At 69.4% G+C, this 21892-nt stretch carries 18 protein-coding genes; 8 read left to right on the plus strand and 10 right to left on the minus strand.

The annotated features are described in order from the left end of the window. Positions 1-109 precede the first annotated feature (109 nt). Entirely contained in the window at positions 110-2404 is a 2295-nt protein-coding gene (locus BLV57_RS09615) for a sodium-translocating pyrophosphatase (protein ID WP_091288293.1), read from the minus strand. Between the two features lie 272 nt (positions 2405-2676). Here BLV57_RS09615 and BLV57_RS09620 point away from each other — a divergent pair, with 272 nt between their 5' ends. Beyond that, positions 2677-5055 carry a DEAD/DEAH box helicase gene (locus BLV57_RS09620; protein WP_091288294.1) on the plus strand — a complete coding sequence of 793 codons (2379 nt, stop codon included), beginning with the start codon at positions 2677-2679 and terminating at the stop codon, positions 5053-5055. Here the strand turns inward: BLV57_RS09620 and BLV57_RS09625 are convergent. The 8 genes from BLV57_RS09625 to ssd all read right to left on the minus strand — a co-directional run bounded on the left by BLV57_RS09625 (position 5028) and on the right by ssd (position 10489). After that, positions 5028-5648: a bifunctional DNA primase/polymerase gene (locus tag BLV57_RS09625; protein WP_091288295.1), complete on the minus strand. Its 621-nt coding sequence runs from the start codon at positions 5646-5648 to the stop codon at positions 5028-5030. The genes BLV57_RS09620 and BLV57_RS09625 overlap by 28 nt on opposite strands. 402 nt (positions 5649-6050) lie before the next feature. Then, positions 6051-6392: an Rv3654c family TadE-like protein gene (locus BLV57_RS09630; RefSeq protein WP_091288296.1), complete on the minus strand. Its 342-nt coding sequence runs from the start codon at positions 6390-6392 to the stop codon at positions 6051-6053. Continuing rightward, a complete protein-coding gene (locus tag BLV57_RS09635; protein WP_091288297.1) occupies positions 6382-6729 on the minus strand; it encodes a TadE family type IV pilus minor pilin in 348 nt (115 codons plus the stop codon). The genes BLV57_RS09630 and BLV57_RS09635 overlap by 11 nt, the downstream gene beginning before the upstream one ends. Then, positions 6729-6899 carry a DUF4244 domain-containing protein gene (locus BLV57_RS09640; RefSeq protein WP_091288298.1) on the minus strand — a complete coding sequence of 57 codons (171 nt, stop codon included), beginning with the start codon at positions 6897-6899 and terminating at the stop codon, positions 6729-6731. Before BLV57_RS09640 ends, BLV57_RS09635 begins: the two co-directional genes overlap by 1 nt. 26 nt (positions 6900-6925) lie before the next feature. Next, positions 6926-7498 (minus strand): type II secretion system F family protein, encoded by a 573-nt coding sequence (locus tag BLV57_RS09645; RefSeq protein ID WP_091288299.1) that lies wholly within the window; start codon positions 7496-7498, stop codon positions 6926-6928. Further along, positions 7495-8265, minus strand: coding sequence for a type II secretion system F family protein (locus BLV57_RS09650; RefSeq protein ID WP_245757241.1), 771 nt, complete (start codon positions 8263-8265; stop codon positions 7495-7497). The genes BLV57_RS09645 and BLV57_RS09650 overlap by 4 nt, the downstream gene beginning before the upstream one ends. Beyond that, on the minus strand, positions 8262-9419 hold the full coding sequence (locus BLV57_RS09655) for a TadA family conjugal transfer-associated ATPase (protein WP_091288301.1): 1158 nt from the start codon (positions 9417-9419) through the stop codon (positions 8262-8264). The genes BLV57_RS09650 and BLV57_RS09655 overlap by 4 nt, the downstream gene beginning before the upstream one ends. Beyond that, positions 9416-10489 (minus strand): septum site-determining protein Ssd, encoded by a 1074-nt coding sequence (ssd, locus tag BLV57_RS09660; protein ID WP_091288302.1) that lies wholly within the window; start codon positions 10487-10489, stop codon positions 9416-9418. Before ssd ends, BLV57_RS09655 begins: the two co-directional genes overlap by 4 nt. 729 nt (positions 10490-11218) lie before the next feature. Between ssd and BLV57_RS09665 the strand changes: the two genes are divergently transcribed. The 7 genes from BLV57_RS09665 to BLV57_RS09695 all read left to right on the plus strand — a co-directional run bounded on the left by BLV57_RS09665 (position 11219) and on the right by BLV57_RS09695 (position 20741). Continuing rightward, a complete protein-coding gene (locus BLV57_RS09665; protein ID WP_091288303.1) occupies positions 11219-12043 on the plus strand; it encodes an HAD family hydrolase in 825 nt (274 codons plus the stop codon). Between the two features lie 888 nt (positions 12044-12931). After that, positions 12932-14689 (plus strand): glycoside hydrolase family 3 protein, encoded by a 1758-nt coding sequence (locus BLV57_RS09670; protein ID WP_091289056.1) that lies wholly within the window; start codon positions 12932-12934, stop codon positions 14687-14689. Continuing rightward, the gene (locus BLV57_RS09675; RefSeq protein WP_091289055.1) at positions 14686-15945 is read left to right on the plus strand and encodes an exo-beta-N-acetylmuramidase NamZ family protein; all 1260 of its coding nucleotides are present in this window, start codon (positions 14686-14688) and stop codon (positions 15943-15945) included. The genes BLV57_RS09670 and BLV57_RS09675 overlap by 4 nt, the downstream gene beginning before the upstream one ends. Before the next feature lie 7 nt (positions 15946-15952). Further along, positions 15953-17695: a serine hydrolase domain-containing protein gene (locus tag BLV57_RS09680; protein WP_245757242.1), complete on the plus strand. Its 1743-nt coding sequence runs from the start codon at positions 15953-15955 to the stop codon at positions 17693-17695. Between the two features lie 235 nt (positions 17696-17930). Continuing rightward, entirely contained in the window at positions 17931-18905 is a 975-nt protein-coding gene (locus BLV57_RS09685; RefSeq protein ID WP_425425971.1) for a MurR/RpiR family transcriptional regulator, read from the plus strand. Between the two features lie 23 nt (positions 18906-18928). Beyond that, the gene (locus tag BLV57_RS09690; protein WP_091288304.1) at positions 18929-19858 is read left to right on the plus strand and encodes an N-acetylmuramic acid 6-phosphate etherase; all 930 of its coding nucleotides are present in this window, start codon (positions 18929-18931) and stop codon (positions 19856-19858) included. Between the two features lie 37 nt (positions 19859-19895). Further along, the gene (locus tag BLV57_RS09695; RefSeq protein ID WP_091288305.1) at positions 19896-20741 is read left to right on the plus strand and encodes an SAM-dependent methyltransferase; all 846 of its coding nucleotides are present in this window, start codon (positions 19896-19898) and stop codon (positions 20739-20741) included. Here BLV57_RS09695 and BLV57_RS09700 read toward each other — a convergent pair. Then, complete coding sequence (locus BLV57_RS09700) at positions 20655-21863, minus strand: MFS transporter (protein WP_091288306.1); 1209 nt, start codon at positions 21861-21863, stop codon at positions 20655-20657. The two genes, BLV57_RS09695 and BLV57_RS09700, sit on opposite strands and share 87 nt — an antisense overlap. Positions 21864-21892: the final 29 nt, after the last annotated feature.

The raw sequence follows: 21892 nt of genomic DNA on the forward strand, positions 1-21892 counted from the left end.
CTCCTTAGTAAAGGGACTTTCAAGCAAACCGGACGGTACTCGATCACAAAACACACAGGGCCCGCCACGCGAACAAGCGTGACGGGCCCCGAGTGGGTTACAGCTGCGACTAGCTCTTGACCTCGGCCGGAGTGTCCGAAAGGACGGTGCCGCGCTTCTTCGACACGACGATCGCCGCCACGATGATCGCGACCGCGACCAGCGAGATGACGATGCGCAGCGGGGTCGACGCGCTGTCGCCGATCGAGAACTGCACGACCGCGGGGGCGATCAGCACGGAGACCAGGTTCATCACCTTGATCAGCGGGTTGATGGCCGGGCCCGCGGTGTCCTTGAACGGGTCACCCACGGTGTCACCGATGATGGTGGCCTCGTGCGCGTCCGAACCCTTGCCGCCGTGGTGGCCGTCCTCGACCAGCTTCTTCGCGTTGTCCCACGCGCCACCGGAGTTGGCGAGGAAGATCGCCATCAGGGTGCCGGTGGCGATGGCGCCCGCCAGGTAACCGGCGAGCGCGCCGGTGCCGAGGCCGAAGCCGACCGCGATCGGGGCGAACACGGCGAGCAGACCGGGGGTGGTCAGCTCACGCAGCGAGTCGCGGGTGACGATGTCGACCACGCGGCCGTACTCGGGACGGGTCGTGCCCTCCATGATCCCCGGGATGTCGCGGAACTGGCGGCGCACTTCGTACACCACCGCGCCAGCGGCACGCGAGACCGCGTTGACCGCGAGACCCGAGAACAGGAAGACGACCGCCGCGCCGACGATGACGCCGACGAGGGTGTTCGGGCTGACCACGTCGCTGATGAACGACTTCAGCGCGTCCGTGCCGCTCTGTGCCACGTTCGGGACCTTGGCCAGCGCCTTGGTGATCGCGTCCTGATAGGAGCCGAACAGCGCGGTCGCGGCCAGCACGGCCGTCGCGATCGCGATGCCCTTGGTGATCGCCTTGGTGGTGTTGCCGACCGCGTCGAGCTCGGTGAGGATCTGCGCGGCCTTCTCGTCGACGTCGCCCGACATCTCGGCGATGCCCTGCGCGTTGTCCGAGACCGGGCCGAAGGTGTCCATCGCGACGATGACGCCGACGGTGGTCAGCAGGCCGGTGCCGGCGAGCGCGACGGCGAACAGCGCGACGCCACCGCCGAGCAGGTACGCGCCGAACACGGCGGCGCCGATCACCAGCGCGGTGTAGACGGCGGACTCGAAACCGACCGAGATACCGGCCAGGATGACCGTGGCCGCACCGGTTTCCGAGGTCTTGCCGACGTCCTGGACCGGCTTGTGCTCGGTGCCGGTGTAGTACCCGGTGAGCTTCAGGATGACCGCGGCCAGCACGATGCCGATGATCACCGCGACGGTCGCGATGACCGCCGGGTTGCCGGACTGGCTGGTGGTGGTGACACCGGTGAACTCGGAGAACGAGCTCGGCAGGAACACGAACGACGCGATCGTCGACAGCACCGCGGAGATACCGGCGGAGATGTAGAACGCGCGGTTGATCGTGACCAGGCCGCCTTCACCTTCCTTGGCCTTGGTGATGTAGACACCGATGACCGCGGTGATCACGCCGATCGCCGGGACGATGAGCGGGAAGATCAGGCCGTGCACGCCGAACGCCGTGCTGCCCAGGATCAGCGCCGCGACCAGCATGACCGCGTACGACTCGAAGAGGTCGGCCGCCATACCGGCGCAGTCGCCCACGTTGTCACCGACGTTGTCGGCGATGGTGGCCGCGTTGCGCGGGTCGTCCTCGGGGATGCCCTGCTCGACCTTGCCGACCAGGTCGGCGCCGACGTCGGCGGCCTTGGTGAAGATACCGCCGCCGACACGCATGAACATCGCGATCAGCGCGGCGCCGAAACCGAAGCCCTCCAGCACCTTCGGTGCCGCACCCGCGTAGACCATGACGACGACCGCGGCACCGAACAGGCCGAGGCCGACGGTGATCATGCCGACGACGCCACCGGTGCGGAACGCGACCCGCATGGCGACCTCACGACCGCCTGCCTCGCGTGACGCCGCGGCCACCCGCAGGTTGGCCTGGGTGGCCAGCCACATGCCGAGGTAACCGATCGCGAACGAGAATCCTGCGCCGACGAGGAAGAACAGGGAGCGGCCGATGCGCTCGCTCCAGTCCTCCGCTGGCAGGGCGAAGAGCAGCAAGAACACGATGGCGCCGAAGACGGCGAGCGTGTTGCGCTGTCGCTTGAGGTAGGCGGCCGCGCCTTCCTGCACCGCCTTGGCGATGTCCTGCATCTTGGAGGTGCCCTGGCCCGCGGCCAGAACCTCCTTGAGCAGCACATAACCGATGACGAGTGCGGCAAGGGCGACCACGGCGATCACACCGACGATGGTGTAATCACCTCCGGAGAGCTCTAGGCCCTCCGCGAGGAACTGCCGGGACATTCGTCCTCCATGAGACGTCGCCTTTTCCAATGCCGGAAGGCCGGTGAACCGGCGCGCCGTCATTGGCGTGGGATCTACACCACAAGTGGTGTGGTTTGCCGGAGTGTATTGGTACTGCGTGGGACGTCGGCAAGGCGTCCCGATACTGATACGTTGAGTGATCTTGTGAGACTGCTCACTAGATCGATTCTTCGCAGGCGCGGCAAGGAATCCGGAACAGGGTTTCGGAGGTTGTCGGTGTGCTGTGCCAAGCTCGTCGGGTGGCAGGCGCGATGGACGGGGAGAGAGCGCGGGCGCTGCTGCGCCGGATGACGGCGGGCTTGCCGGAGGACCTCAATCCGATCACCCATATAGCCCAATTTCCCGCCAGGATCGCGAGCTTCGCCGAGTGGCCGTCGTGGACGCCGCCGGAGGTGGTGGCCGCGTTCGGTTCGGCGGGTGTCGAACGGGCTTGGACGCACCAGATCGAAGCGGCCGAACTCGCGCATTCCGGGCACAACGTGGTCATCTCGACCGGCACCGCCTCTGGCAAGTCGCTGGCGTACCAGCTGCCGGTGTTGTCCTCGCTGAGTGAGGACGACCGCGCGTGCGCGCTGTATCTCTCCCCGACCAAGGCGCTGGGCGCGGATCAGCTGCGGTCGGTGTCCTCATTGGACGTGTCGGGCGTGCGGCCCGCGTCCTTCGACGGCGACACCCCGATGGCCGAGCGGGACTGGGTGCGCGCGCATTCGCGGTGGGTGTTCACGAACCCGGACATGCTGCATCGCGGGATCCTCGCCTCGCACGCGCGCTGGGCGCGGTTCTTCAAGCGGTTGTCCTATGTGGTCGTCGACGAATGCCACAGTTATCGCGGGGTTTTCGGCTCTCATGTCGCGCTTCTGCTGCGACGGCTGCGCCGGGTGGCCCGGCATTACGGCGCCTCGCCGGTCTTCGTGCTGGCCTCGGCGACGACGGCCGAACCCGCGGCGTTCGCGAGCAGGCTCATCGGAGCGGACTGCGCTGCCGTCACCGAGGACGTCTCCCCTCGCGGCCCGCGCACGATCGCGCTGTGGGAACCGCCGCTGCTGGAAGACTTTTCCGGCGAGAACGGCGCCCCGGTCCGGCGCTCGGCGGGCGCCGAAGCAGGCCGGATCCTCGCCGAACTCGTCATCGAGGGCGCGCGCAGCCTGGCCTTCGTGCGGTCACGGCTCGGCGCGGAGCTGACCGCGATCGGCGCGCGCCGCATTCTGTCCGAAGTGGACAGTTCGCTGACTCCGCTGGTGGCCGCGTACAGGTCGGGCTATCTGCCGGAAGAACGGCGCGCACTCGAAGCGGATCTGCTCGCTGGGCGGCTGCTGGGGGTCGCGACGACGAACGCGCTGGAGCTCGGCGTCGACATCGCCGGGCTGGACGCGGTGGTGCTCGCCGGTTATCCGGGCACGCTCGCCTCGTTCTGGCAGCAGTCGGGGCGGGCGGGCCGGTCCGGTGATTCGGCACTGGTGGTGTTCGTCGCCCGAGACGATCCGCTCGACACCTATCTCGTGCATCACCCGGCGGCGATACTGGAGCGCCCGGTGGAAACCGCGGTGCTGGATCCGGCGAACCCCTATGTATTGGCGCCGCAGCTGGCTTGCGCGGCGGCGGAGTTGCCGTTGACCACGGGTGAGCTGGACGCGTTCGGCGGCGAAGCGGCGAAAACCGTGCTGGACGCGCTGGTTTCCGACGGCGTGCTCCGGCGGCGGCCGAGCGGCTGGTACTGGACGTCGCGGGACCGGCCGCAGCACGAGGTGGACATCCGAGGCTCCGGCGGCGAGCAGATCGCGGTGGTGGAAGCGGATTCCGGGCGGATGCTCGGCACGGTCGATCCCGGTTCGGCGTGTTTCACGGTGCACCCCGGCGCGGTGTATCTGCATCAGGGCAAGTCGTACGTCGTCGACGAGCTGGACTTCGAAGCCGGACTCGCGATGGTGCACGCCGAGGCGCCGGACTGGAACACCCAGCCGCGCGAGGTGGTGGACATCGCCGTGCGGAAGACCGTGCTGCGCAAGGATTATGGCGGTGTCAGCGTCTGCCTCGGCGAGGTGGCCGTGACCTCGCAGGTGGTCGGCTATCTCCGGCGGCGGCCGTCCGGGCAGGTGCTCGACCACGTTTCGCTCGACCTGCCCGAGCAGGTATTGGAGACGCGGGCGGTCTGGTACACGATCTCGCCTGAATTGCTGGAGGTCTGCGGGGCACCGGGGGGCGCCGGCCTGCTGCCGGCGCGCGTCCCCGGTGCCCTGCATGCCGCCGAGCACGCGGCGATCGGCCTGCTACCGCTGTTCGCCACGTGCGACCGATGGGATATCGGCGGAGTGTCCACCGCGTGGCACGAAGACACCGGGGAGGCGACGGTGTTCGTGCACGACGGTCATCCCGGGGGTGCGGGATTCGCCGACCGCGGATTCGCCGCGGTGTTCCCATGGTTGGACGCGACGCGGGAGGCGATCATCTCCTGCGAGTGCCCGACGGGTTGCCCGTCCTGTGTTCAGTCGCCGAAATGCGGGAACGGCAACGACCCACTGGACAAGGCGGGTGCCGTGGCCGTTCTGGATACCGTGCTCGGGGCTTTGCGTCAGCACGGGGCCCAGGCAGGCCACGGGGTGGATCAAGCGGCCGAAGACTCGACCAGGTGAATCGCGTGCTCGCCCTCGAGCGCGCGCACCAGAACCTCGTGCACGGCCGAGGCTTCCGGCAGCTGCCAGCCCCAGACCTCGGGCTTGACCCGCCAGTGCACGACACCGTGCTGGAAAGGCGACGGCGGCAGCGGGATCCAGCTACCGGCGCCGTGCCATTCGATGGAGGCCTGCGCGGCCAGTGCGGCGGGGATGCTCGCCGCCGCGGTGGTGAGGAACAGCCAGCGGCCGTTCGGCATGGCGACGATGGGCGCGGGGTGCCCGGTCGCCCGCAGCAGGCGGGCGGCGCGCTTGCCGAGCTCGTCGTCGACCTCGATCGCGTCGAGCACGGTGCCGGTCGCCACGAGGAGGCTGTGCGTCTTGTCGCAGAACCACTCCGCCACCTGGTGCGGGTGGGCGCCGATGACGTCGCTCCAGTTGTCGTACGCCGGCACGGGCCTGCGCCAGGTCAGGTCATCGTCCTCGCCGCGCACCGCGACGGGGTTGACGCCCGGCAGCACCGGCCAGCCGCGCCACGCGAGGCCGATCGCCTCGGCGCGCAGCTCGATACGGAAAGCGTTGCGCCAGCTGTCCGGCCAGTTCGCGTCCAACATTGTCTTCTTGCCTCCATCTTGCTTCCTGCTGCCGCCACTCGCTCGTAGTGGCGTACATCTCAATAAACGGCAAGTTGCACATTGCCGATAGAGCCCACGCGACAACCGGTGGTTACGGGGCGATGAACGCGCGGTAGTTCAACGGCTGGACCGAACTGCCGCTTACCGATCATCCGGCCGTCGGAACCACTGCGGAGCCGTTCGCCGCAGGCGAAACCAGGGACGACGGTTTCGTCAGGTTCCGCGCTGTTCTTGAGGTACGGCCGTTCGGCGGGGGCCAAAAGTTCCAAATGACCGCTCGGCGCGCGAAGACGACCGCTGCTCGTGATCTGGACCACTGATCTCCGCGGTCGGCGGGTCAGCCGCGCGGTCCGCTCGTCGGCCGCTCGTCTCCGTGGCCACTCACGGCGGGCGGTCGACCGGCCCGGCGCGCGCACGCGCCGCCACCGAGCCCCACGGACCGAGTACCCCGGCGAGCTCCAGCCGAACCTCGACGAGCGCGTCACCGGACACGAACCGGCACCCGCTCAGTCCTATTCCCATGGCCTCGGTGACCCGGCGCGCCCGCTCACAGGACGGCCCGCCCGCCGCGGCCAGCGCCGAGAGATCGGCCGCGGTCTCCGCACGCCTCCGGCAGATCGAGGCGACCCCGATCCAGCACACGGTCATCCCGATCACCAGCACCAGCAGCACGGCCACCGCGGCGAGCACCGAAGCCGAGCCGCCATCCCGCTCACCCGGCACCGGACACCCCCGGTTCGAGCAAGGCGAACGCCGTGGCGCGCACCCGCGCCCCGAACAGCAGACCGCCCACCGGGGCCACGCCGACCTCCACGGTCACCGCGTCGCCCTCGGCCCGCACCGCCAGCCGCGCTCCGCCCGGCGCGATGACCCGCACCGCGCTTTCGGCCTGCTGCCGCTGACCACGTGCCACCAGCCGCGCCGCTTCACCGGCGGCGTCGGTGCACCTGAGCAGGTCGACGACCATGGCGAGCCCGGCCAGCATCGAAGCCAGCACGAAGGCCAGCGCGCCCAGCGCGACCGCGGCCTCCACGGTCACCGCTCCCCGATCGCCGTCCATCACGTGCCCACCGAGAGCGCTCGTTCGATCAGCCCGCGCAGCGCGTCGGCCGCCCAGTCGCTGGTGACGAGCAGATAGATGACACCGGCGATGGCCGCGCCGGCGAGCGTGATCAACGCGTACTCGGCCGAGATCGCGCCCGCGTCGCCGTACAGGAACCGCTTTTCCATGGCTGTACTCCTCTTTGTCGGTTCAGTCAGTGCGGGGTCAGCAGCCCGGCCGTGAGCCCGGCGACGACCGGCGCCACGCCGAGGCAGAAGAAGGCGGGCAGGAAGCACAGCCCGAGCGGCCCGGTGATCAGCACGCCCACGCGTTGCGCCCGCGCCTCGGCCTCGTCCGCGACGCTCGCGCGCAGCCGGGCAGCCAGTTCCGCGACCGCCTCGGCCAGCGCGGTGCCGGACCGGGCGGTCCGCCGCGCCGCCCTCGCGAGTTCGGCGAGCCCGTCACAGCAGGCGACCGGCTCCCACGCGAGCACCGGATCGGCGCCGAGTTCGAGCAGGTCCGCCGTCGCGCGCAAGGCGTCGTCCTCCGCGCTGCCACCGGTGACCGCGCGGACGGCCTCGGCCACCGGAAGCCCGGACCGCAGGCAAGCCGCCAGCAGGTCCAGCACGGCCGCCAGCCGCAACGGGTCACCGCGCGCCCGCTTCCGCCCCGGCCACCGCCAGGCCATGTGCCGTCCGGCCGGGCCCATGCTCCGCATCCGGTCCACGGCACCCAGCGCAGGCGGCAGTGCCGACAACCCGGCCGCGAGCAGGACCATGGCGTTCATACCGTCACCACCCGCCGCGTCAGCCGCGAACTCCAGGCGAGTCCCGCCGCGATGAAGCCGGCGCCCAAGACCAGCAGCACCTGGCCCGGCGCCGTCGCGGTCAGCACCCTCGCGGGGTCCGCGCCCATCGCCTGCCCGAGCGCGATGCCCAGGCAGGGCAGGAAGGCCAGCACCGAAGCGCTCGACCTCGGCCCGGCAAGCTTCGAGTCGGCTTGCCTGGCGAGGCGCACGCTCAGTTCGACGTCACGCCGGACGGCGTCGAGCACCTCGGCCATCGGCAGGCCGTGCCGTTGCGCGAGCGTCCACGCGCCGGTGAGCCTGCCGAGCAGCCCGTCAGCCGGTGACTCGGGGAACGGACCGTCCAGCCGCGCCGCGGCGGCGACCGCCCGCATGGCCCGCGCCGCCTCGCCCGTCGCTTCGCCTGCCGCCGACTCCGCGGCCGCGATCGGATGCGCACCGGCTCTCAGCTCGGTGACCATCGCGCGCAACGCTTCGGCGAACCCGTCCGCCTCCGCGAGCCGCGCTCGCATGACTTCGCGCTCCCGCCGATCACACCGGACGGCGTACCCGAGCAGCGCGGCCGCCAGCCCTCCGCCCGGCCAAGCGAGCATCGTGGAGACGACGAGCGCCAGTCCGCCCAGAGCTGTCCGCCACCATCGCCGCGGCAGGCCGCGCGGACAGATCCGTCCGACCAGGCCGGCGAGCCGGGCGCTCGCACGGGTCGCGGGCCAGCACAGGAGCGCGGTCAGCCCGAGCAGCGCGCTCACCATGGCGACGCTCCGGTGAGCAGGCCGGTGAGGACCGGCCGATGCTCGGTCCACCGGCCGCCGTGCCACACCCGGCACACTCGCACGCCAGAGCCGCCGAGCCGCACGACCCCGATCTCGTCGAGCCGACGGCCGCGCCCGGGGATCCGCCGCATGTGCAGCACCACTCGCACCGCGGCGCCGAGCTGGCTGTGCAAGGCGGCCCTGGCCAAGCCGCCGAGCGCGGCCAGCGCCTCCATCCGGGCCGGGACTTCCAGCGGTGAGTTCGCGTGGAGCGTGCAGGCGCCGCCGTCGTGGCCGGTGTTGAGCGCGTTGAGCAGGTCGACGGCCTCCTGCCCGCGCACCTCGCCGACCACGAGCCGGTCAGGGCGCATCCGGAGCGCTTGGCGCACCAGCTCCCGCAGCGTCACCTCGCCGACGCCTTCGATGTTCGGCGGCCGAGCGATCAGCCTGACGAACTGGGGATGCGCCGGCTGCAGCTCAGCCGCGTCTTCCACGCAGACAATGCGTTCCGACCGCGCGACCGCGCCGAGCATGGCCGCGAGCAGCGTGCTCTTGCCGGAGCCGGTGCTGCCGGTGACCAGGAAGGCCAGCCTCGCCGCGATGATCGCCTGAAGCAGTTCCTTGCCCTCCGCGTCGAACGTGCCGAGCGAGCACAAGGTGGCGAGGTCGTGGGAAGCCGGGCGCAACACCCTGAGCGACAGGCAGGTCCCGTCGGCGGCGATCGGCGGGAGTACGGCGTGCAGCCGCACCCTGCCGTGCGGTCCGGTCCCCGGCAGCCAACCGTCCACATAGGGCTGGGCGTCGTCGAGCCTTCGCCCGGCGAGCAACGCCAGCCGCTGCGCCAGCCTGCGCACCGCGGCCTCGTCTTCGAACACGACGTCCGACAGGCGAAGTCCGTCAGGCCCGTCCGTCCACACCTCGCCGGGCTTGGTCACCAGCACGTCGGTGGTGTCCGGATCCTCGAGCAACGGCTCCAGCACACCGGCGCCGATGAACTCATGCCGCAGGGAACGCAAGGCACGCAACAGATCCACGTGCCCGATGGCACCACCCGCCTCCGCGCGGACGGCGTCGGCGACGGCCGCGGTGTCCGGCGCGGACCCGGCCGACGCCAGGCGCAGCCGGACGCGTTCGACGAGCTCGCCGCTCATGCCGCCACCTCCTCGTCGGGCAGTGCACGCAGCACCGCGCGAGCGGTGACGCCGAGCGGCCCTCGCGGGTTCAGCTCGAACTTGCCTCTGTCGAGCGCCAGCGCGAGCCCGCGTTCGGGCGGCATCCAGGTGAGCAGCGGAAGCCCGACCGTGCCCGCGATGTCCGCCGCCGGGATCTTGTCCGGCGAAGGCCCGCGCACGACCAGCGCCACCCGCGAGGCACGATGTTCCAGATAGCGCTGGATACGTTGTGCGGCAATGGAAGCGCGCACTTCGGCCGGGACGACCACGATCATCAGATCGGCGATCCCGACCACCGCCTCGGTGGTCCGCCCGAGATTGCGGGGCAGATCGCACAGTACTTTCCGGCCCGCCCGGCGCCCGGCTTCAGCGACGGCCGTGACGGCCTCCACGGAAGCCCCTCCGCCTTCCCTGTCGTAAGAAACGAAGGACAGCCGTCCGCCGCGGTAATGCTGGGCGGGCAGTGCTTCGCGCAAAGCCGCCATCGACACCCGGCCGGACCCGACCTGCAGCTCCGACCAGCGCAGCCCGCATTGCGCCTCGGCGCCGAGCACGATGTCGATCCCGCCGCCGAGTGGATCGCAGTCCATCAGCAGCGCGCTGCCGCCCTCCCGGCAGACGGTCATGGCGACGGCCGCGGTGAGCACCGAGGCGCCCGCCCCACCACGCCCGCCGAGGAATCCGATGATCCGCCCGCCCGGCATGTCCGGGCCATCGACCACATCGGCGAGCTCGGCGATCAGCGCGGCCTCGTCCTCAGGCAGGCTCAGCACCCGCTCGACACCGGCGTCGAACACGGATCTCCACACCGGCGGGGCCGGTGCTCCCTTGCACACCAGGAAAACCCCGCGTCTTCGAGGCAGCGCGTTCGGCTGCATCGCGGCTTCCTCGTCGAGTATCACCAAGGGCGCTCGCGCCCAGCTCGTCCGCGCGGCCACGAGGTCCGGCGCGCGCTCGGTGCCGCAGCCCACCGCGGCGGCGAGGCGGATCACCTCGTCGATGACGGTTTCGTCGTTGGCCACGATGAGTGGCCGGGTTCCGGTGGTCATGCCAACCCCCTGCGTCGGTTCGGTCGATGCCTCCACCGTCACGCACCCGCCATCGCCGCCACAACGCCCGATCACCGCACCTGTGGATAACCACCCCGATGTGGATAACTCGGCGGGAAACACCGTTTCCGCGACAGAACTTGTCGGCCCCGTGTGGTATGCGCGAGACGGCCCACCGGCCGGATGGACCGAAAGCGCTGTCACGAAAGAAGATTTGGGCGCCAAGACCAGCGACTCAGGCGTTCTTTGGTCGCAAAGACCAGTGCCCAATGGGCGGATAAACGGGCGAAGACTCGTCCCGCGCGCACGCGAGTTCGCCGTGTGCGCCCGCACGTTCGGCCCGGTTCGTATTCACCCACCCCGTGAAAAAGATCCGGCACACTGTTTTACCACTATGGAAAACGGCGTTTTACATTCGCGGGCGCGCGCCCGGAAACCCTTGCGGCGCTTGGGAAAGAGCGAGAAGAAAAGGGACGACCCCCGCCAGGGGGGAGGGGCGGGGGTCGTCGGGGGTTCAGCCCCGGGGGGTCGGACTGAACCTGGCCGGTGTAGCACCGGACTCGCTAACTGTAACTCCATCCGCGCCGCCGCGACACTTCTGGGCACACCCACAATTCGATAACGGCATCAGCGGCCAATCCGCACCCGCTGTGATGAATTTTCCATCGGATCTTGCCGTTCGTGACCGACCAGCAAGATCGAAGTCGCGGATACTCCTATTGTGGTGGGGTGGCCGAACCGAACTTCCCTGCCGTACCAGCCGATGTGGCGCCGAACCGGGTCGCGGCGTTCTTCGATCTGGACAAGACGATCATCGCCTCGTCGAGTGCGCTCGCCTTCAGTAAACCGTTGCTGAGAGAGGGGCTCATCAACCGCCGCGCCGCTTTGCGGAGCGCGTACGCGCAGCTTGTTTTTTCACTCGCCGGCGCGGACGCCGGAAAGACCGAGCGCATGCGCCAGGAGGTGTCGGCACTGTGCACGGGCTGGGATGTCGCACAGGTGTCCGCGATCGTCGAAGAGACGCTGCACGACGTGGTCGACCCGCTCGTCTACGTCGAGGCGACCGAGCTGATCACGCGGCACAAGGCGGACGGGCACGACGTGATCGTGCTCTCGGCCACCGGCGAGGAGGTGGTGGCGCCGGTCGCGCGGATGCTGGGCGCTACGCGCAGCGTGGCGACCAGGATGCAGATCGTGGACGGCCGCTACTCGGGCCAGGTGGATTTCTACTGCTACGGCGAGAACAAGGCGATCGCCGCGAAGGACCTCGCCGCCACCTACGGCTACGACCTCGCCGAGTGCCACGCTTACACCGATTCGAGCACGGACATCCCGCTGCTCGAGGTGGTCGGGCACCCGTACGCCGTCAACCCCGACCGGATGCTGCGCAAGCACGCCGCCGCCAAGGACTGGCCGGTGCTGACGTTCGACAATCCGATGTCGCTGCGCAACCGGCTGCCGCTCGCGTCACCCACAGCGGTGGCGCTGGGACTGGGCGTGGCCGCCGCGGGGGCCACTTGGTACGGCTTGGCGAGGCGTCGCAAGGACCGATAGGTCGTGGTTCGTCACCCTTGTCGGCGCAGCGTGCACCCACACGGCGGTACCAGGTTGGCTTTCCTTAGACAGGACCAAGAATTCTATGTCGCTCAGGGTAGGGAAGTCACTAGATCGAGCCTCTGTACCGGTGCACCCATCCGCGCTCTTGAAGTGACTCCCATCACGGCGTAGAAAGTAAGTGCGGACGTTTGGTCGGCCAGGGAAAAGGTAGAAGAGAAGCCTTTTCCACCCCGGCAAACCTCCGTGCGCGGACTCCGGGCACCCACGCGCAGCGCGCCGCGGGAGGCTCGTCGTCTAGGGACTGCGTAGTGGGACGCCACACGCCGAGTCCATGAAGGTACGACCAGAGTTGCACGCTTGGTCACCCGAAAGTTCGCGCAGAGGGCGGCGCCCGTTGGCTTCGGCCGACGGGCGCCGCCAGCGTTAAAAACACTTTCGTCAGGTGCCGCGTGGCACCCAGGCCGACTAATGCGGGAGGGCTTCTCGCGAGGAACTCAGACTTAGTCTCAGCAAAAGATGAAAATGTTTTTTCACGACCTATCGGGAGGCGTGGAAGGGCACCTTCCTCTTACTGGCCACGATGAAGGACGTCTCGCGCGCACGCGCGGGGCGTCCTTCCCCTTTTTTCGACGCAACACGACCGGGTCGACTCGGCCGGATGGGCGTGTCCTTCCACTTTGGCGGAGGAAATCAGGCAAGGATTGGTCTGCGTGGCCGATAGACAACCCCCGGTCACGTGAGTAGCTTTCCGATATCGGCTCGTTCGGGTGAGAAACTACCGAGCGGCCGTTTCGTGCTGCGACGCCGCCGCCCGGCGCCGCGCGGAACTGGGAGGCTGCCTTGAGCATCCGACGTGTACTTCCCCGCCGAGCCTTCGTGCTGTCGATGGCCGGCGCACTCGCCGTGACCGGCGCGAGCGTCGCGTCAGCAGGACAGACTGGGCAGGTGGACACCTTCGCGGCCGAAGCGCAGCGCACCCTGCACGGGCTGACCCTCGAGGAGAAGGTCGGCCAGCTGTTCGTCACCTGGGTCAACGGCAAGTCGGCCGACGAGGTCAACGCCAAGAACCAGGCCGACTTCGGTGTCGACACCCCCGCGCAGGTCATCGAGAAGTACCACCTCGGCGGCGTCATCTACTTCAACAACGACTCTCGGGACAACTTCGACGACCCGGTGCAGGTCGCGAAGCTGTCGAACGGCCTGCAGCAGGCGGCGACGCGCAGCGGCGCCCGCATCCCGTTGCAGATCGCGACCGACCAGGAGGGTGGCACGGTCACCCGGATGGGCGCCCCGGCGACCGAGTTCTCCGGCGCGATGGCGATCTCGGCAGGCCGCAGCACCGCCAACGCGACGGCCGCGGCCACCATCCTCGGCAAGGAACTGCGCGCGGTCGGCATCAACCAGAACTTCGCGCCGGACTCGGACGTGAACTCGAACCCGGTGAACCCGGTGATCGGCATCCGCTCGTTCTCCGGCCAGCCGGGACTGGCCAGCCAGTTCGTGACCGCGGAGGTCAAGGGCTATCAGGACGGGCACCGGCTCTCGCAGACCGTGTCCGCCACCGCGAAGCACTTCCCCGGCCACGGCGCCGCCCCGACGGACAGCCACACCGGGCTCCCCCGCATCGACAGCACCGAAGAGCACTGGCGCGAGACCGACGTCCCGCCGTTCAAGGCGGCCATCCGCGCGGGCATCGACTCGATCATGACCGCGCACATCCAGTTCCCCAGCCTCGACCCGTCGCTCGAGCCGGCGACGCTGTCTAAGCCGATCATCACCGGCAAGCTGCGCGGCGAGCTCGGCTACAAGGGCGTCATCGTCACCGACTCGCTCGAGATGCAGGGCGTGCGCGAGATGCACACCGACGCCGAGATCCCGCTGCTCGCGCTCAAGGCGGGCGCCGACCAGCTGCTCATGCCGGTGCACCTCGACGTGGCCATCAACTCCGTGGTCGACGCCGTGCGCAAGGGTGAGCTGAGCGAGCGGCGCATCGACGAGAGCGTGCTGCGGATCCTCACGCTGAAGTTCAAGCGCGGCATCCTGTTCTCGCCGTACGTCGACCCGGCGAAGGTCATGGGCCAGCTCGGCACCCCGGCGAACCTCGCGAAGGCGCAGGAAGTCGCCGACCGCTCGATCACCTTGCTGCGCAACGACGGCGGCGTGCTGCCGCTGAAGCAGAAGCCCGCCTCCGCGCTGATCACCGGCTGGGGAGTTTCGACGACCGCGCAGCTCGCCGCCAGGTTCACCGCGCACGGCACGCCCGCGACCGCGTTGCAGACCGGGCAGGCCCCGTCGGACGCGCTGATCGCGCAGGCCGTCGCGGCCGCGCAGGGCAAGGACGTGATCGTCGTGCTCACCAACAACATCCGGCTCTTCCCGTTGCAGCTGAAGCTGCTCAACGCGTTGAACGCCACCGGGAAGCCGGTGGTCGCGGTCGCCGCGGCGATCCCTTACGACGCCGGGTACGACGAGACCGTGAAGACCTGGCTGGCCAGCTACGGCTACATCACGCCATCCGTCGAAGCGCTGGCGAAGGTGGTGCTCGGCGAGGTCGCGCCGCAGGGCAAGCTGCCGGTCGACGTCCCTGTCGGCGCCGATCTGACCAAGGTGAAGTACCCGTTCGGCCACGGACTCTCGTGGTGAGCCTCAACCGGCGGGCGTTCCTCGCGGCGAGCGCGGCGCTGACGACCAGCGCAGCCGGCGCGACGACCAGCGCCAGCGCAGAGCCCTCGGCCGAAGAAGGCCACCACGGCGTCCGCACCGGCGCGGAAGTACTGGCGGCGCAAGGCTGGCGCATGCTCGCGGGCCGCAAGGTCGGCGTGCTGTCCAACCCCACGGGCGTGCTGACGGGCGGCGACCACATCGTCGACTCGATGGTCGCCGCCGGGGTCCGCCCGGCCGCGGCTTTCGGGCCTGAGCACGGTTTCCGCGGCAGCGCGCAGGCGGGCGGATCCGAAGGCGACTACACGGATCCGCGCACCGGTGTGCCCGTGTACGACGCGTACGGCGTCGACGCGGCCAAGCTCGCCGCGATGATCACCAAGGCGGGCGTCGACACGGTCGTCTTCGACATCGCGGACGTCGGCGCGCGCTTCTACACCTACATCTGGTCGCTCTACACAGCGATGGTCGCCGCCGCGAAGGCCGGAGCGTCCTTTGTGGTCTTGGACCGGCCGAACCCGTTGGGCGGCAAGGCTTACGGCCCGATGCTGAACCCGGCGTTCAGCTCCGGGGTCGGCCGCAAGCCGATCGTCCAGCAGCACGGGATGACCGCGGGCGAGCTCGCCAGGTTCTACGTCGGCGAGTTCCTGCCCGCCGAAGGCGTGAAGCTCCCAAAGCTCGACATCGTGCAGGTTCGCGGCTGGCGGCGCGATGAGCACTTCGCGCGGACCGGGCTCGACTGGATCCCGCCGAGCCCGAACATGCCGACCCCGGAAACGGCGCACGTCTATCCGGGCACCGGCATGTTCGAAGGCACCGTGTTCTCCGAAGGCCGGGGCACGACGCGGCCGTTCGAGATCATCGGCGCGCCCGGCCTCGACTGGCGCTGGCGCGAGCAGCTGACCGAGCTGCGGCTGCCGGGCGTGAAGTTCCGTGAGACGTACTTCGTGCCCACGTTCAGCAAGTTCGTCAACGTGACCTGCGGTGGCGTCCAGCTGACGGTGACGGACCCGTACGCGTTCGACGCGATCCGCACCGCCGTCGCGATGCTCGTGACCGGCAAGCGGCAACCCGGTTTCGCGTGGCGACCCGACAACTACATCGACAAGCTGTCCGGTTCGGACCGGCTGCGCACGATGGTCGACGCGGGCGCGGGCGTCGACGAGATCACCGGTTCTTGGCAAGGCGAGCTCGGCCAGTTCGACAGGCAGCGGCAGCAGTACTTGATCTACAGGTGAGGTACGCATGAAAAGGTGGATCCGGGTCGCGGCGATGGTGAGCGCCGTGGCGGTCACCTTCTCCGGAACGAGCGCGATGGCGAGCACCGAAGGCCACTCGAGTGGGCGGTTCGACCGTCCCCAGCGTGACTTCGCGCCGTCGTGGACCACCCTGCGCGACGGCTCGCCGTCGAGCGCCGGGCTGGACCCGGAGCCGATCAAGGCCGCCGAGCGGTTCCTGGAGAGCTGGACGAAGCCGGACACCGCCGGTCACCCGCACTTCGCCGGCGCGGTGGGCCTGCTCGCGACCAACGGCGTGATCGTCGACAAGTACACCGTCGGCGGCGCCGTCCGGTACGCCGACGCCACGGGCACCGAGCTGCCGGCGGAACAGCAGGTGCCGATGCGTATGGACACCATCTTCGACATGGCGTCGGTGTCGAAGCTGTTCACCTCGATCGCCGTGCTGCAGCTGGTCGAGCAGGGCAAGGTCGCGCTCGACGCCCCGGTGATCACCTATCTGCCCGAGTTCGGGGTGAACGGCAAAGAGGCCATCACCGTCAAGCAGCTGCTCACGCACACCTCGGGCTTCGACGCGGACCCAAGGCCGTCGCTGTGGGCGGGCTACCCGGACATCCCGTCGCGCCGCAAGGCCGTGCTCGACAGCAAGCTGAAGAACGCGCCGGGCACGACGTACCTCTACTCCGACATCAACCTGCTGACGCTGGGCTTCATCGTCGAGAAGCTGACCGGCTCGACGCTCGACGCCGTCGTGCGCGACCGGATCACCGCGCCGCTGGGGATGGCCGACACCGGCTACAACCCGCCGTCGTCGAAGCTCGCCAGGGTCGCGGCGACCGAGTTCCAGTCGAACCCGCCGCGCGGCATGGTCCGCGGCTCGGTGCACGACGAGAACGCCTGGTCGCTCGGCGGCGTCGCCGGGCACGCGGGGATCTTCTCGACCGCGGGCGACATGGTCGTGCTGGGCCAGGCGATCCTCAACGGCGGCAGCTACCGCGGGCACCGGATCCTGCGACCGGAGACCGTCCGGAGCATGCTCACGGATTACAACCAGGCCTTCCCCGGCAACAACCACGGACTGGGCTTCGAGCTCGACCAGATGTGGTACATGGGCGCGCTGGCCTCGCCGAGCACCGCAGGGCACACCGGTTACACCGGCACCTCGTTCGTCATCGACCCCGAGTCGCGGTCGGTGGCCATCCTGCTGACCAACCGGGTGCACCCGAGCCGAAGCTGGGGTTCGATCAACCTCGCGCGCGAGGCCTGGGCGACCTCGCTCGCGCGGGCCATGGCGGTCCGTCCGGAGGCCGGGCGCGACTCGTGGGTCAGCACGATCGGGGACGCCAGCTCGGCCACGCTGACGACGCCGCAGGTCAGGGCAGGCTCGCTCAAGGTGACTTTCGACGCCTTCGTCGACTCGGAAGAAACTGACCTTCTCTCACTGGAGTCGAGCGCCGACGGGGTGTCATGGACCCCTCTCAAGATGCGGGCGTGGGGTGCCGGAGCACCGGTATCTGAATCGGTTTCGTTGTCCGGCCATGGTCACCGCCAGTGGTGGCGAGTAATCGCGAACGTGACTACAGCCACTCCGGTAATACTTCGGTGGCGCTACGCGACCGATGCGCGTTACACGGGACGCGGAATTCATCTTGATGACATCCGAGTCACAGAGAGCGGTCGAACGGTTATTGACGGTGAGCATCACCCGTCAATCTTCACCGCATCAGGTTGGGTACTCAACTCTCGGTGACTAAAGGTAAGAATCTGGCAAAAATAGCGTGCCGTTGACTGGGATTGCCCCCGTTACGGTGCGACTCTACGTTGCCAATCTGTTAGCTCGGGGACGTTAACGACTGGGACCTGGTTAGCGACTTTCAGTTCAACGATTAATCGCAAAAGCATCCGCAGACACGGATGGGTTGCGATCTCCCCGAAGGGTGTGGGTAGCCTTGTCTCAAATGCCGACGGTTAGTAACTTTCCCACGGTGGACACTGCCGATTCAGTGACGGTGACGGCGCCTGCCGAATCCGTGCCTGTTCAGCACCAGGCACGCGACGCGGAAGCGAGCCCGCTCGTCCGGATCCGGTCGCTCCTGCCTGGCCTGGCCCGCGCCGAGCAGCGCGTCGCCAAGGTGGTCCTCGAGGACCCCGCGTCCGTCGCGCGCCGCAGCATCACCGAGGTGGCGCTCGCCGCGAACACCAGTGAGACCACGGTCACCAGGTTCTGCAAGGCCGTCGGGGTCGGCGGCTACCCGCAGCTGCGCATCGCGCTGGCCGCGGACACCGCGCGCTCCGAGGCCCGCTCGAGCCGCAACCTCGGCGGCGAGATCAGCCCGGACGACGACCTGCAGTCGGTCATCAACAAGGTCAGCTTCGCCGACGCGCGCGCCGTCGAAGAGACCGCCGAGCAGCTCGAGGTCGAGACGCTGCAGAAGGTCATCGACCTGCTGGCCTCCGCAGGCCGCGTGGACGTCTACGGCGTCGGCGCGAGCGCGTTCGTCGCGGCGGACCTGCAGCAGAAGCTGCACCGCATCGGCCGGATCAGCTTCGCCTGGTCGGACACGCACATCATGCTGACCTCGGCCGCCGTGCTGGGTGACGCGGACGTCGCGGTCGGCATCTCGCACACCGGCGCGACCACCGACACGGTCGAGGCGCTGCGGGTGGCCCGTGAGCACGGCGCGACCACCATCGCGCTGACGAACTTCCCGCGCTCGCCGATCACCGAGGTGGCCGACCACGTGCTCACCACGGCCGCCCGCGAGACCACGTTCCGCTCCGGCGCCACGGCGAGCCGCATCGCGCAGCTCACCGTCATCGACTGTCTCTTCATCGGTGTCGCGCAGCGGCACATGGACGACGCCGTCAACGCGCTCGACGCGACGCGCGACGCCGTCGGCTCCCACAGGCTCGGAGTTCGCCCCGACGGCAGGCGGCGGCCCCGGGAAACCGGCAAATGAACGATGACCTAGAAGCGAGGCGCATGATGACCGTCCCACGGCAGGTGGTGCACGTCGATTCGCCGACCGAGCAGCGGAACCCGCGCACCACCGACATCGACCTGATGTCGACCATCGGCATCCTCGGCGCGATCAACGCCGAGGACCGCCGGGTGCCGGACGCGGTGAACGCGGTGCTGGGCCAGCTGGCCGTCGCCGTCGACCACGCCGTGGAAGCGCTGCGCGGCGGTGGCCGGGTGCACTATGTCGGGGCGGGGACGTCCGGCAGGCTGGCCACGCTCGACGCGGCCGAGCTGGTGCCCACGTTCAACGTGTCGCCCGACCTGTTCGTCGCGCATCACGCGGGCGGCGAGCAGGCACTGCGTCAGGCGGTGGAGAACGCCGAGGACGACGCGATCGCCGGTGCGGCCGAGATGACCGCGTCGGTGGAGCCGGGTGACTTCGTGCTCGGGATCACCGCGTCCGGCCGGACGCCTTACGTGCTCGGTGCGCTCGCCGCGGCATCCCGCCGCGGCGCGAAGACCGGGCTCGTGTCGGGCAACGCCAAGGGGTCGAAGCCGCCGGGCGTTGACGTGCTCATCGCCGTCGACACCGGGCCGGAGGCCATCGCGGGCTCGACCAGGATGAAGGCGGGCACCGCGCAGAAGCTGATCCTCACGTCGTTCTCGACGGCGACGATGATCAAGCTCGGCAGGACGTATTCGAACCTGATGGTCAGCATGCGCGCGACCAACGCGAAGCTGCGCGGCCGGACGGTGCGGATCCTGCAGGAGGCCACCGGCATGACCATGGCGGTGTGCTCCGACGCGCTCACCGAAGCCGATGGAGAACTGAAGGTCGCGCTGGTCCACCTGCTCTCCGGGGTGGACGTCCGCGGCGCGGCGGCCGCGTTGTCGGCCAACGACGGACATGTCCGGAAGGCACTGGATTCGTTGCACATAAGGGCGAGTTAGTCAGTTCTGTCCGCTCGATCGGTGCCAGTGTTCAGGCATGGACGAGGACTACGCGGCCGAAGTCGGTTCGACCGCGCTCGGTGTGGCCATGGCGCGCGCACTGGAGCACGCGAGATCCGGCAGGCTGGTGGCCGACCCGCTCGCGGGGCGGTTCCTGGCCGAGGCAGGCATCACCGTGCCGGACCCGGCGGGGGTGCCAGCGGACAGCGGCGTGACCTACGTCGCGGTGCGCACCAGGTATTTCGACGACTATTTCCGTGCCGCGATGGCGGCAGGGATAAGGCAGGTGGCGATACTCGCCGCCGGTCTCGACGTCCGCGCCCAGCGGCTGGGCTGGCCGGACGGGACCGTGCTGTTCGAGGTCGACCAGCCGCGGATGCACGAGTTCAAGCAGCGCGTGCTCGACGCGGCGGGCGCGCGAGCCCGATGCGCGCGGCACGCGGTGGACGCCGACCTGCGCGGTGATTGGGCGGCCGGACTGGCCGCCGCGGGTTTCGACGCGGGGAAGCCGACCGCGTGGCTGCTGGAAGGCTTGGTGCAGTACCTGCCCGCCGCGGCCGAGGAGGAGCTGGCCGAGACGGTCCACGCGCTTTCGGCGCCGGGCAGCATGCTTTCGGCCGAGTACGTGCACGGCTGGGAGTTCGAGGAGATGCGGGACGACCCGCTGTTCGCCGAGGCCGCCGAACGCTATGGCGTCGACATCATCGACCTCTGGAACATCGAGCCGCGCCGCGATCTCGCCAAGTGGCTTGACACGGTCGGCTGGACCGTGACCACCGAGGAGGCGACCGAGGTCTCAGCGCGCCTCGGCAGGCCGCTCGTTTCCGGCATGGACGCGATCATGGGCCGCAGCCTGCTTTTCTCGGCGCTTCGAGAGGGCTAGCGCCAGCAGGACGGAGACGGCCGCGACCGGGCCGAGCCACTTCGGGCCCGCCCAGGCGAGCACGACACCGCCGACGGCCGAGCCGAGCGCGCCGCCCGCGTAGATCGCGGATCCGTTGAGCCCCAGCGCGACCGAGGGCGCGTCCGGCGCGAGCGAGAACAGCCGGTGTTGCTGCGGCACCATCAACATCCCGGCGAAACCACCGATCAGCAACGCGTAGACGATCGTCGACGGCAGGCTCAGCACCGCGAAATCGAGCAGCAGCAAGGCACTCGCGACCCCGGACAGCGAAACGAGCCGGACCCGGTCCGGGCCGAAGCGGTCGGTCCAGCGCCCGGCGAGCGTCGTCCCGATGACCTGCCCGATGCCGTTGCCGACGAGCACCCACGCGAGCACGGCCCCCGCGGCGACGTCCTTGGCGATCACCGGCAGATAGGTGGCGACGCCGAACGTCGCGAGCATGGCGAGCACGGTCACGCCGAGCACCCGCGCGATCGGTGGCCGCACGATCACCGCCAGCCGGTCACGCAGGCCCGTGGTCGGCACCCGCACCGACGGCAGCGCCGGAACCGCAAGCGCGACAAGGATTCCGAGCGCGCCAATGCCCCACATGACCGCACGCCAGCCGACCAGGTTCCCGGCGAGCACACCGATCGGCACGCCGAGCACCATCGACACGCTCATCCCGGCGGCGACGGTCGCGAGCGCCTGGCCGCGCCGCGCTTCCGGCGCGATCGCGCTCGCCATGACGTAGGCGTTCGCCTGGAAGGCGGCCGCGCCGAGCGCGGCGAGCACCCTCGAAATGGCGACGATGGTGAAACTTTCGCCGAGCGCCTGCCCGGCCATGCCGATGGTGAACAGGACGAGCCCGGCGCCCAGCAGGCGTTTGCGGTCCCATGATCCGGTGAAGGCGGCGATCAGCGGCGAGCCGATCGCGTAGGTGGCGGCGAAAACGGTGGTCAGCTGGCCCGCGACGGACTCCGAGACGTGGAGGTCGGCGGCGATGGTCGGCAGCAGGCCGTTGAGGACGAAGCCGTCGGTACCCAGGATGAAGGTGCCGACGGCGAGGATGAGCAGAGGCCCCAGAACGAGGCGATCATTCGATGATCGTCGAATCGTCATGGGGGTATAGTGGGCTAACGATTCGATGG

The organism is Amycolatopsis xylanica, assembly GCF_900107045.1.
GTDB classification, from domain to species: Bacteria; Actinomycetota; Actinomycetes; order Mycobacteriales; family Pseudonocardiaceae; genus Amycolatopsis; species Amycolatopsis xylanica.

What these genes read in the sequence shown, in the direction of transcription:
- BLV57_RS09615 (WP_091288293.1), bottom strand. Translation starts at nt 2,404, where the DNA reads ATGTCCCGGCAGTTCCTCGCGGAGGGCCTAGAGCTCTCCGGAGGTGAT.
- BLV57_RS09620 (WP_091288294.1), top strand. Translation starts at nt 2,677, where the DNA reads ATGGACGGGGAGAGAGCGCGGGCGCTGCTGCGCCGGATGACGGCGGGC.
- BLV57_RS09625 (WP_091288295.1), bottom strand. Translation starts at nt 5,648, where the DNA reads ATGTTGGACGCGAACTGGCCGGACAGCTGGCGCAACGCTTTCCGTATC.
- BLV57_RS09635 (WP_091288297.1), bottom strand. Translation starts at nt 6,729, where the DNA reads ATGGACGGCGATCGGGGAGCGGTGACCGTGGAGGCCGCGGTCGCGCTG.
- BLV57_RS09640 (WP_091288298.1), bottom strand. Translation starts at nt 6,899, where the DNA reads ATGGAAAAGCGGTTCCTGTACGGCGACGCGGGCGCGATCTCGGCCGAG.
- BLV57_RS09645 (WP_091288299.1), bottom strand. Translation starts at nt 7,498, where the DNA reads ATGAACGCCATGGTCCTGCTCGCGGCCGGGTTGTCGGCACTGCCGCCT.
- BLV57_RS09655 (WP_091288301.1), bottom strand. Translation starts at nt 9,419, where the DNA reads ATGAGCGGCGAGCTCGTCGAACGCGTCCGGCTGCGCCTGGCGTCGGCC.
- ssd (WP_091288302.1), bottom strand. Translation starts at nt 10,489, where the DNA reads ATGACCACCGGAACCCGGCCACTCATCGTGGCCAACGACGAAACCGTC.
- BLV57_RS09670 (WP_091289056.1), top strand. Translation starts at nt 12,932, where the DNA reads ATGGCCGGCGCACTCGCCGTGACCGGCGCGAGCGTCGCGTCAGCAGGA.
- BLV57_RS09680 (WP_245757242.1), top strand. Translation starts at nt 15,953, where the DNA reads ATGAAAAGGTGGATCCGGGTCGCGGCGATGGTGAGCGCCGTGGCGGTC.
- BLV57_RS09690 (WP_091288304.1), top strand. Translation starts at nt 18,929, where the DNA reads ATGATGACCGTCCCACGGCAGGTGGTGCACGTCGATTCGCCGACCGAG.
- BLV57_RS09695 (WP_091288305.1), top strand. Translation starts at nt 19,896, where the DNA reads ATGGACGAGGACTACGCGGCCGAAGTCGGTTCGACCGCGCTCGGTGTG.
- BLV57_RS09700 (WP_091288306.1), bottom strand. Translation starts at nt 21,863, where the DNA reads ATGACGATTCGACGATCATCGAATGATCGCCTCGTTCTGGGGCCTCTG.